The sequence below is a fragment of the Mesorhizobium sp. B2-3-5 genome (assembly GCF_006442395.1).
GTDB lineage: Bacteria > Pseudomonadota > Alphaproteobacteria > Rhizobiales > Rhizobiaceae > Mesorhizobium.
Genome location: NZ_VFVX01000008.1, coordinates 156,788 through 171,033, shown reverse-complemented (window position 1 = coordinate 171,033; position 14,246 = coordinate 156,788). Strand labels below are relative to the sequence as shown.

The following is a 14,246-nucleotide window of genomic DNA, read 5'->3' as shown; positions in this document are numbered from 1 at the left end:
CGGCTCCCGCCGCACCGTCGGTCGGGAGCTTCTTTTTTAGCCTTTCAACGCCGCCTGCTCGGCGATGCTCGAAAGCACGCTTCGTACATCCAGCGTGCTGAATGGCTTTTCCAGGATCTGCGGCCGCTGCTGCGCCGGCAAGGCCTCGATTTCCGCCTTCGCGCCGATCAGGTCGCCGGTGACCAGCACGAAGCGCCGCGCGAGGTCAGGCCGTTCGGCCAGCAATTCTCGATAAATGGCAATGCCGCTGATGCCGGGCATGCGCAGGTCCGAAAAGACAATGTCCGGCGGCATGTGGCCGCTCAAGGTAGCGGCGCCCGATTCCCAGATGAGCGCAACCCGCGACTTGATGCCCATCAACTCGAGAATGTCGGACAGCGAGCCGGCGACGTCAGGCTCGTCATCGATGATCAGGGCATGACGCAGGCCGCTCGAGCGCGGCTGGGTTTCGCCGGCGGCGGCGATGCCCGCGGAGATGGCCGGCAACTGGACGACGAAACGCGCGCCTCTGGGCAGCACCTCCTCGAACCAGACATTGCCATTGTGCCGCTCGATGATCGATTTCGAGATCGACAGGCCGATGCCGGTGCCGACGCCGACCGGCTTGGTGGTGAAATAGGATTCGAAAATGCGGTCGCGGATCGCTTCGGGAATGCCGGGCCCGTTGTCCTCGACCGAAAAGCCGGGATTGCCCCGGTCGCTGCGGAATGTGCGCACCTTGATCAGCCGATCGCCGGCAACGCCGGCCAAAGCGTGCTGGCTGTTGATCAGGAAATTGGCCGCCACCTGCGTCACGTGGTCGGCATCGGCCATGGCCAGCAGCGGACCCGGCGCGAAATCGGTGTCGATGATGATGCCGCTGGAGCGCGCGCCATAGGCGGTTACCTCGAGGGCGGCGCGGATCACCTGGTTGAGATCGGTCTCAGCCTGTGCCGCGGGATGGAGGCGGACCATCGACAGGAAGCTCTTGACGATGCGGCCGCAGCGCTCGGCGGCGGCGCGCACCTTCTCGGCGCGGATCTTGGTCTGCGGATCGGACGCGAATTCATGCAGCAGCGTCGACTGGGCGACGACCACGGCCAGCGGGTTGTTGAGCTCGTGCGAGACACCCGCCAGCAGCGAGCCCATCGCCGCCATCTTTTCGTTCTGATGCAGTTTTTCGCGCTGCCGGTTGATCTCTTCCTCAGCGCGCAGCTTGTCTCGCAGGTCGCGGATCGAGCCGAAAATCAGGCGGCGGTCGGCGACCCGCATCTCGGTCGCCGTCAGTTCGATCGGGAACACTTCCCCGGCGGCATTCTGTGTCACCGTTTCCAGCCGCTGGCCGACCATCGACGCGCCGCGGCCGGACATGTACTCGGCTCCCGAGGAATAGCCCTTGCGGTAATAGATCGGCACGATGGTGTCGAGCAGATCCTTGCCCAGGATGTCGCTGCGCAGGAAACCGAACATCTTTTCCGCCGCGGGATTGAATTCGATGATCGAGCCGGTCTCGTCGATAACGACGATGGCATCGAGCGAGGCCTGCAGCATGGTGCGGCGAATGACCTCGCTGGCATGGGCGTCGGAGGGCGAGCGTTCGATGGCATCGCCAATGGCGAGCGCGATGATGTGCAGCGTCGCTTCTTCCTCGTCGGTCCATTCGCGCTCCTCGACGCAATCATTGACCGCCAGCGTGCCCCATAGATGGCCGTGCGCGAAGACGGATACCGACAGGAACGACTTGATGCTCTGCTTCTCGAAATCGCCTCTCAGGAAGCCTTCGAGATTGCGCGTATGGCCGGCAAAGATCTTGCCTTGCCGCTCATCCTCGGCCAGCCGCTCCAGCAGCGGATCGGAGTTGACGATCGACTGCACGATGACGGTCGGTGAGGCCAGTTCGCCGCCGGAGGCGGGGTCGATCCAGTAGGCGGCGACCGACTGGGCGAACCCCTGGCCAGGCAGTTCGCGCAAGCGGAACAGGATGCCGCGCTGGCAATCCATGGCATGGCAGAGCGTCGCCAATATGCCGTCCATCTCGCGTTGCCAGTCCCCGGCCTCGCGCAACCGGCGCACGACACGCACGGCCGCCATCGCCGCGCCCTGCCGGTCCCCCTGTGTACCCGTGCCTGCTGGTTCAGCGGTCATCTTCAGCCGTCATTGCGCTGCCATGTCGAATCCGGTCCGGGCCAGGGCCGGAAAGGAAGCCTCCTACGCCGGCGTTCAATTGCCATCGCGGGCCGGCAACGAGAAGATATAGCCTTCGCCGCGCACCGTGCGCAGGAATTTCGGGTTGGCCGGGTCCGTCTCGATCTTCTTTCTCAGGCGCATGATGCGGATGTCGACGGCGCGCGACGATTCCGGATCCTCGGTGAAGCCGATCGCTTCCGAGATCGCGGCGCGTGTCAGCAGCCGGTTGGCGCGGGTCAGGAAAACCTCCAGTACATCGAACTCGCTCTTGGCCATGTCGATCACCGCGCCGTTGGCGCCGGTGACCAGCCTGCCGTCGAGATCGGCCTGGAAGGGGCCGAAAGCGACGGAGCGGCGCTCCGTCCTGGCTTTCCTGTCCCCCAGCTCCGTCTGCTGCGGAACACGGCGCAGCACGCTGCGGACCCTGGCCAGCACCTCGCGCAGCTCATATGGCTTGACGATATAGTCGTCGGCGCCGAGTTCCAGCCCGACGATGCGGTCGAGCGCGGTGCCTGCGGCGGTCGCGTAGATGATGCCGATCGGCATTTTAGAGCGCAGCCAGCGGCCGAGCGACAGCCCGTCCTCGCCCGGCATGGCGATGTCTAGGATGGCCAGATGGAACGCCTGCGCTTCGATCAGGCTGCGTGCCGCGGCCGCGGTTTCGGCGGTCGCAACGTCATAGCCGGCGGCGCCAAGATATTCGGCGACCGCGTCCCTCAGGTCGGGCTCGTCCTCGACGATGACAATTCTTGCCCGCACGGCGCCTTCGCTCCCACTTTCAGTGGAAAGTAGATTGGGTATAAACATGATGTCCAGCACTCATATCCGGTTGCCAGGGAACGGTTGGAGAACATGGCCGCACGAGCCGTCATCGCGCTTGTTTCCGTCGCCGACGTGGTCGCGACCGAGCTTGCCGACCATCTTGAACGGCGGGGCCATGATGTGCGCCAGGCGCGGCAGCCCTGGGAGGCGGAATCGCTGCTGGCGGGCAAGGGCATCGATGTCGTCGTCGTCGGTGACAGTCTCAGTCAGGCGGAAGGGCGGGATCTGCTCAGGCGCCATGGCGGTGAGGATGGGCCGGATTTCATCCTGATCTGCCGGCCGGCCGATCTCGTCGACAAGGTGCTGGCGCTCGAACTTGGCGCCGCCGACGTTGTCGAAAGCCCGCTCAATGTGAGGGAACTCGCCGCGCGTGTCGGCGGCTTGCTTTCGCGGCGCGGCAGGGGCACCCAGGAACTGATCGTGCTGGAGAATGCGACCGTCGATCTGCGATCGGCGATCGTCATGCATCGCTCCGGTGCCGAGGAACAGCTTTCGCCCGGTCAGGTGGCGCTGCTCAGGCTGTTCCTGGCGAGCCCCCGCAAGGTGCTGACGCGTGACGACATCATCGCCGCCGCACCGGCCGAGAATGCCGACGCCTTCGATCGTTCGATCGATTCGCGCATCGTGCGGCTGCGCCGCAAGCTCGACACCGAGACCATCACCACCATACGCGGTGCGGGCTACCGGTTCGATCCGCCACGGCAATTCGCCGACTGACGGCCGGGAACCCGGTCTGTCTTTCCGGCTGAGCATCGGATCTTTCATTTTCGCACCGATGCTCCGAGGTTCAGCGTACCACCAGCAGCGATGGGCCCGATGGCATGTCGTTGCCCGTGGCGAACTCACCTGCGTGGGCACGCTCCTTGAGGAGCACGGTGGCAAGAGCGGCAAAGCCGAGCAGGCCCTGTGCATAAAGCAGTGCGGAAAGCACCGAGGCTACGAATTTCGTTTTCATCGGACCAATTCCCCAGAAATGGATGTGTCGCGGGTCGCTTCAGGAAACTCCCGAAGTGCCCGCGCCGCCCACGGAGCCCCCCGTCGCGGCGCGGGCCTTCGGTCCTCTCGGCAGCAAGTTGCCGGAGGGGCCGCGCAATGCCAGCAGCCGAGGGCCAACCCGCCAGAGGGCCCAGAGCCGGACGATGCGCAGGCTGGAAACAATCCAGACCGTGGCGGAAAACAGGGCGGCATTCAGGGTCGAGATCTCGCTCAAGGCCATTGCCGCCAGCCGTGACATGGGGCCGCCGGCAACCGGGCCAGCGCCGCCGACCGTTGCCGGCGCGATGCTGATCCTGAGAAGCCAGGACCGCGTGTTCGTTTTCGTTCCCATGACCGTTGCCGTCTGCTTTCGTTGCATCAACCTTGCTGGCGGCCTGTATCCGTATCATGCCGCCTGAAGCCGCGCTTTGTTGCAGATTGGTTTCGAAATCGGTGAAATTTCTTTCATATAAGGATAATACGCGCTTTCGTTTCGCGCATTCAGGCGTGTCGGCCAATCGCCAATCATCGTGGCAGCGCCACGGAGCGGCAGACGCACACCTTGTTGAGAAACATTACCGAAACATAACCGCGCGCCTAACGAAATTAAACCGAAACAATCCGCAGCGATAAGCCCTGCATCGAATTGGAGCCGGCTGGACCGGCAGAGAGAGGGGACGTCATGCACACCACCATTGCCGCCAAGTTGATCAACATCACCGCCGCCGTGCTCACGGGTACCGCGCTTCTGTTCGGTGCCAACGCTGGTCATGCCGCCAATAAGATCGTGGCGCGGGTCTCGCTTTCGCGGCAGGTCATGGAGGTCTCGGTCGATGGCCGGCCGACCTTCGCCTGGAAGGTCTCCACCGGCGACAGGGCGCATGTGACGCCGATCGGCTCGTTCAAGCCGACGCGAATGCATGAGATGTGGTATTCGAAGAAATACGACGACGCACCGATGCCGCACTCGGTTTTCTTCAGCGGCGGCTACGCGGTGCACGCGACCTCTGCCATCAAGCGTCTAGGCCAGCCGACCTCGCATGGCTGCGTGCGCTTGCATCCCGCCGCCGCCGCCGATTTCTATCAGTCGGTCGAGACCTTCGGGCCGGCCAATACCAGCATAGTCATCGTCAAGTAGCAGGCCGGGAACGGGTTGTCCGTTCGTCGCCGTGCACCCGTCCAAGGCTCCCGCCGGAATGCCCTCCAGTGATAGTGATAATGAGCTCAACTCAAACCGGCGGCATCGAGCCCAGCCAAAAAAGAGGCCGGAAAATCTCCGGCCTCTTTTTCAGTTGTTTGTTTGCGCAATCCCGATCGGAAAACCGTTACACACTTTTCTGGAATGCTTCAGGTCGGCAATGCCGGCATCAGCTTGGGATCAGGCTTCTCGGCAAGCTGAGGCAGATCCTTGCTGGCGATGAAGGTGTAGAACATGGGCACGACGAAGAGCGTGAACATGGTGCCGACCAGGATGCCGGTGAAAATCACCAGGCCCATCGAGTAGCGGGCCGCGGCACCCGCGCCGCTGGAGACGATCAGCGGCACCACGCCGAGCGCCATCGCCGCCGTCGTCATCAGGATCGGCCGCAGGCGCACCTTGGCCGAGGCGATGATGGCGTCGCGCCGCCGCATGCCATGGATCTCACGCTGCTGGTTGGCGAATTCCACCAGCAGGATGCCGTGCTTGGTGATCAGGCCGATCAGCGTGATCAGACCGACCTGCGTGTAGATGTTGAGTGTGCCGAGGCCCAGATTGAGCGGCACGATCGCACCGAAGATCGACAGCGGCACCGCCATCATGATGATCAATGGGTCACGGAAGCTTTCGAACTGCGCCGCCAGCACCAGATAGATGACGATGACAGCCGCCGCGAAAGCGATCAGGATCGTGTTGCCCTGCTCCTTCTCCTGCCTGGACTGGCCGGAATAGTCGATGAAGAACGTATCGGGCAGGCTTTCCCGGGCGATGTCCTCAAGCACTTTCAAGCCGTCGCCCGTGGTGACGCCGGGCAGCGGAAGCGCTGATATGGTTGAGGAGTTCAGCTGGTTGAACTGTTCGATCGCCGCCGGCGCCGCATTGTTCGAAATCTTCACCACCGCCGACAGTGGCACCATCTCGCCGGTGACGCTGCGGACGAAATATTCGCCGAGCTTTTCGGGATTGTCGCGGAATTCCTGCGGCACCTGCGGGATGATGTCGTAGCTGTTGGAGTCGCGGTCGAACTGCGCCACTTCGGCGCCGCCGACCAGCAGCGTCAGCGTCCGGCCGATATCGGCGATCGGCAGGTTGAGTGCCGCGGCGCGGTCACGATCGATGGTCACAGTCACCTGCGGCGCGTCATAGGCCATCGAGTTCTGCACGACGATGAAGCGGCCGGAGGCTTGCGCCTTGTTCTTGATTTGCTCGGCCGCCTCGTAGACTTCGGCGGAGCTGCCGGTCGAGCGCACCACCATGGCGATCGGCAGGCCGCCGCCGGAGCCTGGCAGCGTCGGCGGGGCGAAGACGAAGGCCTGGACACCGGCAACCTTGGCGATGCGGGCCGTGATATCGGCCTGCAATTGCTTCGAATTGCGCTTGCGATCCGCCCAGTCCTTGAAGGCGAAGCCGACGAAGGCGCTGTTGGTCGTGCCGCCGAAGGCGACGGCCGAGAATTGCGCCCGCGTTTCAGGAATGTCCTTCACCAGGCCCAGGATCTGGTTGACGTAGGTCTCGGTGTAATCGGAGGTCGCATAGCGCGGCCCCGTTACCAGCGAGAGCAGGAAGCCCTGATCCTCTTCCGGCGCCAGTTCCGTCGAGGTCTTGGTGAACATGAAGCCGGTCACGCCGACAAGCGCCAGCACGATGATCAGCGTCAGCGGGCGATAGTTCAGCGAACCGGTGACGGCACGCTCATAGACGTGCTCGACCCGCGAGAAGGTGCCGTCGACGATGCGCTGGAAACGGCCGGCATTGCCGGGCTTCAGGAGGCGCGCCGACATCATCGGGGTGATGGTGATGGCGATGACGCCCGATAGCACAACCGATCCAGCCAGCGTCACCGCGAATTCGCGGAACAGCGAGCCGGTCAGGCCGCCGGTAAAGGCCAGAGGTGCGAACACGGCAGCCAGTGTCATGGTCATGGCGACAATGGCGGTGGCGATTTCACGCATACCGTTGAAGGCCGCCTGCATCGGCGACATGTGGTCTTCTTCCATGTGGCGATGGATGTTCTCCACCACCACGATGGCGTCGTCGACGACAAGGCCGATCGCCAGCACCATGGCCAGCAGCGACAGAAGGTTGATCGAATAGCCCACCGCAAACAACAGGAAGCAGACGCCGATCAGCGACAGCGGGATGGTGATGATCGGCATCATCACCGAACGGAACGAGCCGAGGAAGAGCAGGATGACGACCACGACGATGGCAACCGCCTCGGCGATGGTCTTGAACACCTCGTCGATCGAGGCGCTGATCTGACCGGTGGCGTCGTAGACGATCTCGATCGTCATGCCTTTCGGCAGCGTTTCCTGGATCTGCGGCACGAGCTTGGTGAGCGCTGCCGCCGTGGTCAACGGGTTCGCGGCCGGCGTCGGGAAGATGGCGAGGAAGGTGCCAGGCTTGCCGTTGAAGCTGACCCTGGTGTCGGTGTTTTCGGCGCCGAGTTCGACGCGCGCGACGTCGCGCAGCCGCACCACATTGCCATCGGTCGAGCGCAGCGGCAATTCGGCGAACGCCTCGGGCGTCTGCAGCGTCGAACGCACCGTGATCGACGAGACGACATATTCGTTCTGGGTGTTGCCGGGCGCCGACAGGAAGTTGGAGTTGTTGATCGCCGCCAGAACTTCGGCGGCCGTCACGCCGCGCGCGGCAAGCCTGACCGGATCGATCCAGACGCGCATGGAATATTGCTGGGCGCCGAAAATCTGCACGTCGGCGACGCCTTCGACGGTCGACATGCGTGGCCTGATGACGCGCTCGATATACTCCGTCAGCTGCTCCTTGGTCATGTTCGGATTCTGCATCGAGATGTACATCATCGCGAACTGCTGGCCGGTGCCCTTGACGATGACGGGATCCTTGGACGCATCCGGCAAGGTGCCGCGCACGCCCTGGACCTTCGACAGCACCTCGGTCAAAGCCACGTCCGGATTGGAGCCGAGCTTCATCTGCACCGTCACCGTGCTGGAAGACGGGCGGCTCGACGAGGTGACGTAGTCGATGTTCTCGGTCGAGGCGACGGCGCGCGCGATCGGGGCCGAGATGAAGCCCTGGATCAGGTCGGCGCTGGCGCCCGGATAAGCGGTCGTGATGGTGATCGCGGTTTCGTCAACCTTCGGATACTGCCGGATCGACAGGTTGAAGATGCCCTGGAAGCCCAGGAGCAGGATCATGCAGGCAAGAACCGTCGAAAGGACGGGCCGGCGAATGAAAAGATCGGAAAAGCTCATTGCTGGCCGGCCTGCTGGTTCGCCGATTTGGTCGGGTCGATCGTGTTGTCGACGTTGACGGACATGCCGTTGAAGAGGCGGTTCTGGCCCGCGGTGACGACCTCGTCGCCGGCCTTCAGCCCTTCGACGATCTCGACCATGCCTTGATTGCGGCGGCCGGGCTTGACGAAGACCTGCGACAGCACCAGCGCGGGCTTGGCCGGGTCCGCGGCCTTTTCGGGCTTCGCGGCGTCGGCCGGCTTGCTTGCCTCGGCCGCCGGTTTCATCGCATCCGCCGGCTTGGCATCCGCCGCCTTGCTGTCCGCCGGCTTGTCAGCGGCTGCCGAGGGCTTTTCCTCCGGCTTGGCAGGCTGCGTGGGTGCGGCTGCGGCGGGCTTCGCCGGCTGCACCACGAAGATGTAATCGCCATAGAGGCTGGTGGTCAGTGCCGTCTGCGGCAGCACCAGCACGTTCTGCTCCTCGGGCAGTTCGACACGCACCTGCACGAACTGGCCCGGGGTCAGCTTGCCATCGGGATTGGCGACCTCCGCCCGGATGTTCACCAGCCGGCTGGACGGGTCGATCTTGGGATCGATGCCGCGAATGGCGCCGGCGAACGGCATGTCTCCGCCGCCGCCGAGGCCCAGCCGAACCGTCTGGCCGATCTTGAGCAGCGGGAGCTGCTGTTCGGGGACAGAGAAATCGACCCGCATAGTATCGAGATCCTGCAGCGTCACCACGGCGGTGCCGGGCGCCAGATACTGGCCGATGTCAATCTTGGGAATGCCGGCCGTGCCGGCGAAAGGCGCGGTCAGCTGCTTCTGGTCGAGCACGGCCTGCAATCTGTTGACTTGCGAGGCGGATGCGCTTGCGGCCGCCCGCGCGGCGTCCAGCGTCGCGTCGGTGCCGACGCCGCGCCGCTGCAATTCGATGGCGCGCGCGAATGCAGCCTGGTCGGACACGGCCTGTGCTTTCTGTGCCTCGAGATCGGCGCGCTCGACGGCGTCGTCGAGCTGCAGCAGGACGGCGTTGTCCTGCACCTTCTGGTTGGCGTGGAAGAGGATTTCCTTGACGATGCCCGTGGTCTCAACCGTCAGGTCCACACCGCGCACGGCTCTCACCGTGCCGATCGCTTCGACGCCCGGCGTCCAGTTCGACGGCTTGGCGATGGTCGTCGAAACGGTCGCCGCCGGCGGCTTCATCGTGGCGAAATACTGCTTGATGCCGTTGTCGCGCAGGAAGTTGAAGCCGACAATGCCACCGACCACGACCACGAGGACGAGCAGAACCAGGAAGACGATGACGATACGAAGTATGCGCTTGAACAAGAAAGACCCCTCAGTCGTAATCCGGCGCGAAGCACGGACATCGGGACACATATCGACTGCAGGTCCCGATTTCAAATAGCGGCGGTCTTACTGTACCGTCTGGACGGTCTTGTCAATTGGGCCTAAGCTTGCGATGGGAGGCGCCATGAGAGCCCGAAAAACGAATTCGCGCGAGAAAATTCTCGCCGCGGCGGCTGACGTGGCACGGGAGTCCGGCCCCGGAAGCCTGTCGCTGGAAGCCGTCGCCAGCCGCGCCGGCGTATCGAAAGGCGGGCTGCTCTACAATTTTCCGACCAAGGCCAAACTGATGCAAGGGCTGGTCGAGGGCTATCTGCGCGAATTCGAGCAAGCGCTGGAGGCGGCCAACAGCAATGACAATGGCAAAAACCCGCTCGCCGTCTACATCAGGCTGTCGGCCAATGATTGCGAGGAAAAGCAACCCTCTGCCTCCTGGATCTTTTCGGCGATCGCCGAGGATCCCGATTTCATGACGCCGATAAAGATATTCAAGCGGCAGCTCTTCGAACGGCTGAAGGGCGAGACGAACGACCTCAGATCGCTGCTGGTCTGCTATCTCGCCATCGAGGGGCTGCGCAGCATGAACCTCTTCGATTCCGATGTGCTGTCGAAAGACGAACGCGAGCTGCTGGTGTCTTCCCTGCTGGAAATCGCCAAATAGATAGAGCCAATAGATAGAGCTTGAGCGTGGCGAAAACGGAGCGAGAGAGACGATCGCTGTCTAGAGCCGGATAGAGCATGATGTCGTCCGAAACCGTTTCACACTTTTCGGCATCATGCTCTAGGGATCACTCCACGGCGCGTTCGATATCCCTGCGCAGGACAATCGCGGTCGTCAGGTCCTCGACGCCGCCGAGCGTGGCAATGAGGTCCCGCACCGTATTCAGCCTGTCGATCGATGGCACCTCGACCTCGACGATGAGATCGAGCTGGCCGCTCACCGATGACACCCGCCGCACTTCCGGATAGCGCGCCAGCTGGTCGAGAATGCCGATGGAGGGCGTGCGGATCAGCGTGACCAGCAGGAAGGCGCGGACCAGGCCTTTGTCCATCTGACCGATATCGGCCCGGTAACCCCTGATAACGCCGCTCTTCTCCAGCGACGCCACCCGCTCGCTCGTCGCGCTGCGCGACAGACCGATGCGCCCGGCAAGCGTCTTCAGCGGGATGCGGGCCTCCTTCGACAGGATGGCCAGAATGTCCCGATCCTTGGCGTCCAGTTCCCTCATCGTGCCACGCTCCCCTGGCTCCGTTAATGTGCCGGCCAATGCGGTCATTGTGCCGGCGCAACCGACGCTTTGCCGGATGCCCGATTTTTTGGCCCATGCCAAGCTTTGACAAAGCAGATGCGGATTTCAGATGACCAACGTCTCCCACCCGGCACCTCAATTCTCGCAAGGCGAGGCAGTCGATCTCGCCACGCGGCACTTCGGCATTGCCGGCAGCGTCACGCCGCTCGACAGCGAGCGCGACCAGAATTTCAAGCTGGCTGCTCCCGACCGCTCGCTCTGGATCCTGAAAATCGTCAACGCCAGCGAGCCGCTGGCCGAGAGCGAATTCCAGACGGCGTTGTTCGACCACCTCGAGCGCAACAGCCCGGATCTCGCCGTACCGCATCTCAGGAAGACGGCACGGGGCGCTTCGCTCGCGCATGCCAAGGGCACGGGCGGCGAAGATCATGCCGTGCGTATGGTGTCATGGCTCGCCGGACAGCCGCTGGCAGAGAGCCAGACCACGCCGGCGCTGCTTGAAAGCCTCGGCGGTGCGCTTGGCCGGCTTGACCGCGCCCTGCAGGGCTTCATTCATCCCGGCGCGCTGCGCTCGTTCGACTGGGACATTCGCCAGGCCGGTCGCGCGCGGCAGCGCCTTCACCACATCGGTGATGACCGGGACCGCGCCTTGGTGGAGCGGTTGCTCGATCATTTCGACGCCGAGGTGGCGCCTCGCCTGCCTGCATTGCGGGCACAGGTGATCCACAACGACGCCAATGACTGGAACGTGCTCGTCGATCCCGAAAAGCCCGAGCGTGTCGCCGGGCTGATCGATTTCGGCGATGCCTTGCACAGCGTGCTGATCGCCGAGGTCGCCGTCGCCTGCGCCTATGCCATCCTCGATGCCGAGGATCCGATTGGCGCGGCCGCACGGTTGGCCGCCGGCTTCCACGCCGAGTATCCGCTGCGCGAAGAGGAACTCGACCTGCTCTTCGACCTCATCGCCATGCGTCTCGTCACCTCGGTGACGCTGTCGGCGGCGCGCAAGGAGCGGACCGCCAACAATCCTTACCTGTCGATCTCGGAAGCGCCGGCCTGGCGGCTGCTCAATCGTCTGGGCAGGATGAACCGGCGCTTCGCCACGGCGATCCTGCGCCATGCCTGCGGCTTCGAAGCCGCTCCCGGAGCCCGCGCCGTGACAGGTTGGATCGCGGCAAACCGTGCGCATCTTGCGCCAATCCTCGACCGCCATCCGGCGACGCTTGCCAAGGCGCTTGTGCCCTACGGCGATCCGCAAAATCCGATGACGGTGACATCGGCCGCGCAACAGCCCGACAAGGCGACAGCATGGTGGGATGCCTATTGCGCCGAACATGGCATTGCGCTCGGCATTGGTCCGTGGGGCGAGGCCCGCACGGTCTATACAAGCGACATCTTCCAGTCGCGTTTCGTGGAGGGCGCGCGGCGCGCCAACCATCTCGGTCTCGACCTTTTCATGCCGGCGGGTACAAGGCTTTACACGCCGCTCGCCGCCACGGTCAGAAGCGTCGAGATCGAGGAGGATCCACTTGGCTATGGCTGCCTGGTGGCGCTGGAGCATGCGCCGCAGGGCTGCCCGCCCTTCATCACCCTGTGGGGCCACATGGCGCATGAGGCTGGACGGCGGCTGAAGGCCGGCGACCGCCTGGAAGCGGGCGCGCTTGTCGGCGAGATGGGCCTACCTGCGGAAAATGGCGGCTGGGCGCCGCATCTGCATTTCCAGATATCGACGGATACCAGTCTTGCCGCACGCGACATCCTTGGGGTGGGTGAAGAGCGCTATCTCGACGTGTGGAAGGAACTGTTTCCGGATGCCGCCGAACTCGCCGGCATCCCGCCTGAAACCTTCCAGCAGAGTGGCCGGTCACGCCCGGAGATCGTTGCCGCGCGCAAGGCGTCGCTGCTGCCCAATCTCTCCATCTCCTATTCCGAGCCGATCAAGTTCGTGCGCGGCGAAGGCGCCTGGCTGATCGACGATCGCGGCCGCGCCTATCTCGACTGCTTCAACAATGTCTGCCATCTCGGCCATGCCCATCCTGACGTGGTGGACGCGATCGCGAGGCAGGCGGCAAAGCTCAACACCAACACACGCTACCTGCACGACGCGATCGTCACCTATGCGGAGCGGCTGACGGCGACGCTGCCGGCCGGGCTGTCCGTGGCCTCCTTCGCCTGTTCGGGCAGCGAGGCCAACAGCCTGATGCTGCGCATGGCGCGCACCCATACCGGCCGCAGCGACGCGATCGTGCTCGACTGGGCCTATCACGGCACGACGCAGGAGCTGATCGACCTCAGCCCCTACAAATACAAGCGCAAGGGCGGCAAGGGGCGCCCGGCGCATGTGTTCGAGGCGGCCATTCCAGACAGCTACCGTGCACCGGCTGAATGGCCTGTTGGCGAGCATGCGAGGCGCTTTGCCGAAAGCGTCGCCGAGCAGATCGCCGACATGGCGAGGCAAGGCCGCGCACCCGGCCTGTTCCTGGCGGAATCGATTCCCAGCGTTGCCGGCCAGGTGTTCCTGCCCGATGGCTATCTCAAGGAAGTCTACGCGATGGTGCGCGCCGCCGGCGGCATCTGCGTCGCCGACGAGGTGCAGGTCGGCTTTGGCCGCGTCGGCAGCCATTGGTGGGCTTTCGAAACCCAGGGGGTAACGCCAGACGTCGTCACCATGGGCAAGCCGATCGGCAACGGCCACCCGATGGCGGCCGTGGTGACCACCGCCGAGATCGCCGCCTCGTTCAACAATGGCATGGAGTATTTCAACACTTTCGGCGGCAATCCGGTGTCCTGCGCGGCAGGGCTCGCGGTGCTCGACGTCATCGAGCGCGACGACCTGAGGCGCAATGCGCAGGAGATAGGCTGTTATCTCATGGCGCGCTTCAAGGCCTTGCAGGATCGTTACGAGATCGTCGGCGACGTGCGTGGCCAGGGGCTCTTCCTCGGCATCGAACTGGTCGCGGACCGCAAAACCAAGGCGCCGGCGACAGCGCTTGCCCGCCGCATCAATGACGGCGTTCGGGCACGCGGCGTGCTGATCGGCACCGAGGGACCGCATGACAATGTCCTGAAGATGCGCCCGCCGATGATCTTCAGCCGGGCCAATGCCGATCATCTTGTCGGCGTTCTCGACGAGACGCTGACGGCGGTTCTGGCGCAAGAGGCTTAGGACAGACCAGCGCACCGTCTGGCGGTGCGTGAATTGACAGAACGACAGCGATTTTCACGAAGTCCGGTGCTTCACGTGCCGGCGGCAGGAGAGGCTTTGCCTCATCAAGGG

11 protein-coding genes are annotated in these 14,246 nt (G+C 63.9%); 5 read left to right on the top strand and 6 right to left on the bottom strand.

From position 1 onward, the window contains the following. Nucleotides 1-36 precede the first annotated feature (36 nt). Both FJ958_RS12540 and FJ958_RS12535 read right to left on the bottom strand, forming a co-directional pair. Entirely contained in the window at nt 37-2,124 is a 2,088-nt protein-coding gene (locus FJ958_RS12540) for a sensor histidine kinase (protein ID WP_246679585.1), read from the bottom strand. Between the two features lie 75 nt (nt 2,125-2,199). Further along, the gene (locus tag FJ958_RS12535) at nt 2,200-2,973 is read right to left on the bottom strand and encodes a response regulator transcription factor (RefSeq protein WP_181176378.1); all 774 of its coding nucleotides are present in this window, start codon (nt 2,971-2,973) and stop codon (nt 2,200-2,202) included. Between the two features lie 45 nt (nt 2,974-3,018). Here FJ958_RS12535 and FJ958_RS12530 point away from each other — a divergent pair, with 45 nt between their 5' ends. Continuing rightward, nucleotides 3,019-3,705, top strand: a complete 687-nt coding sequence (locus tag FJ958_RS12530; protein WP_140608797.1) for a response regulator transcription factor — start codon at nt 3,019-3,021, stop codon at nt 3,703-3,705. 70 nt (nt 3,706-3,775) lie between these two features. Here the strand turns inward: FJ958_RS12530 and FJ958_RS12525 are convergent, their stop codons facing one another. Further along, complete coding sequence (locus FJ958_RS12525; RefSeq protein ID WP_140742967.1) at nt 3,776-3,943, bottom strand: hypothetical protein; 168 nt, start codon at nt 3,941-3,943, stop codon at nt 3,776-3,778. 184 nt (nt 3,944-4,127) lie between these two features. On the opposite strand from FJ958_RS12525, the gene FJ958_RS31575 reads away from it, so the two are divergent. Both FJ958_RS31575 and FJ958_RS12515 read left to right on the top strand, forming a co-directional pair. Next, a complete protein-coding gene (locus tag FJ958_RS31575; protein ID WP_181176377.1) occupies nt 4,128-4,382 on the top strand; it encodes a hypothetical protein in 255 nt (84 codons plus the stop codon). A gap of 263 nt (nt 4,383-4,645) precedes the next feature. Further along, nucleotides 4,646-5,101: a L,D-transpeptidase gene (locus tag FJ958_RS12515; RefSeq protein ID WP_140742963.1), complete on the top strand. Its 456-nt coding sequence runs from the start codon at nt 4,646-4,648 to the stop codon at nt 5,099-5,101. A 209-nt stretch (nt 5,102-5,310) separates the two neighbouring features. Here FJ958_RS12515 and FJ958_RS12510 read toward each other — a convergent pair whose 3' ends face one another. Together FJ958_RS12510 and FJ958_RS12505 are read right to left on the bottom strand one after the other, a co-directional pair. Beyond that, nucleotides 5,311-8,394: an efflux RND transporter permease subunit gene (locus tag FJ958_RS12510; RefSeq protein WP_140742961.1), complete on the bottom strand. Its 3,084-nt coding sequence runs from the start codon at nt 8,392-8,394 to the stop codon at nt 5,311-5,313. Continuing rightward, nucleotides 8,391-9,701: an efflux RND transporter periplasmic adaptor subunit gene (locus tag FJ958_RS12505; RefSeq protein ID WP_140742959.1), complete on the bottom strand. Its 1,311-nt coding sequence runs from the start codon at nt 9,699-9,701 to the stop codon at nt 8,391-8,393. Before FJ958_RS12505 ends, FJ958_RS12510 begins: the two co-directional genes overlap by 4 nt. 145 nt (nt 9,702-9,846) lie before the next feature. Here FJ958_RS12505 and FJ958_RS12500 point away from each other — a divergent pair, with 145 nt between their 5' ends. After that, nucleotides 9,847-10,380, top strand: coding sequence for a TetR/AcrR family transcriptional regulator (locus tag FJ958_RS12500; RefSeq protein ID WP_140742957.1), 534 nt, complete (start codon nt 9,847-9,849; stop codon nt 10,378-10,380). Nucleotides 10,381-10,507: 127 nt separating this feature from the next. Here FJ958_RS12500 and FJ958_RS12495 read toward each other — a convergent pair whose 3' ends face one another. After that, complete coding sequence (locus tag FJ958_RS12495) at nt 10,508-10,948, bottom strand: Lrp/AsnC family transcriptional regulator (protein WP_140742955.1); 441 nt, start codon at nt 10,946-10,948, stop codon at nt 10,508-10,510. Nucleotides 10,949-11,078: 130 nt separating this feature from the next. Here FJ958_RS12495 and FJ958_RS12490 point away from each other — a divergent pair, with 130 nt between their 5' ends. Then, the gene (locus FJ958_RS12490) at nt 11,079-14,135 is read left to right on the top strand and encodes an aminotransferase class III-fold pyridoxal phosphate-dependent enzyme (protein WP_140742953.1); all 3,057 of its coding nucleotides are present in this window, start codon (nt 11,079-11,081) and stop codon (nt 14,133-14,135) included. Nucleotides 14,136-14,246: the final 111 nt, after the last annotated feature.

Coding starts and splice junctions, on each gene's coding strand:
- FJ958_RS12500 (WP_140742957.1), top strand. CDS start 9,847: ATGAGAGCCCGAAAAACGAATTCGCGCGAGAAAATTCTCGCCGCGGCG.
- FJ958_RS12535 (WP_181176378.1), bottom strand. CDS start 2,973: ATGTTTATACCCAATCTACTTTCCACTGAAAGTGGGAGCGAAGGCGCC.
- FJ958_RS12495 (WP_140742955.1), bottom strand. CDS start 10,948: ATGAGGGAACTGGACGCCAAGGATCGGGACATTCTGGCCATCCTGTCG.
- FJ958_RS12515 (WP_140742963.1), top strand. CDS start 4,646: ATGCACACCACCATTGCCGCCAAGTTGATCAACATCACCGCCGCCGTG.
- FJ958_RS31575 (WP_181176377.1), top strand. CDS start 4,128: ATGCGCAGGCTGGAAACAATCCAGACCGTGGCGGAAAACAGGGCGGCA.
- FJ958_RS12525 (WP_140742967.1), bottom strand. CDS start 3,943: ATGAAAACGAAATTCGTAGCCTCGGTGCTTTCCGCACTGCTTTATGCA.
- FJ958_RS12510 (WP_140742961.1), bottom strand. CDS start 8,394: ATGAGCTTTTCCGATCTTTTCATTCGCCGGCCCGTCCTTTCGACGGTT.
- FJ958_RS12540 (WP_246679585.1), bottom strand. CDS start 2,124: ATGACCGCTGAACCAGCAGGCACGGGTACACAGGGGGACCGGCAGGGC.
- FJ958_RS12530 (WP_140608797.1), top strand. CDS start 3,019: ATGGCCGCACGAGCCGTCATCGCGCTTGTTTCCGTCGCCGACGTGGTC.
- FJ958_RS12490 (WP_140742953.1), top strand. CDS start 11,079: ATGACCAACGTCTCCCACCCGGCACCTCAATTCTCGCAAGGCGAGGCA.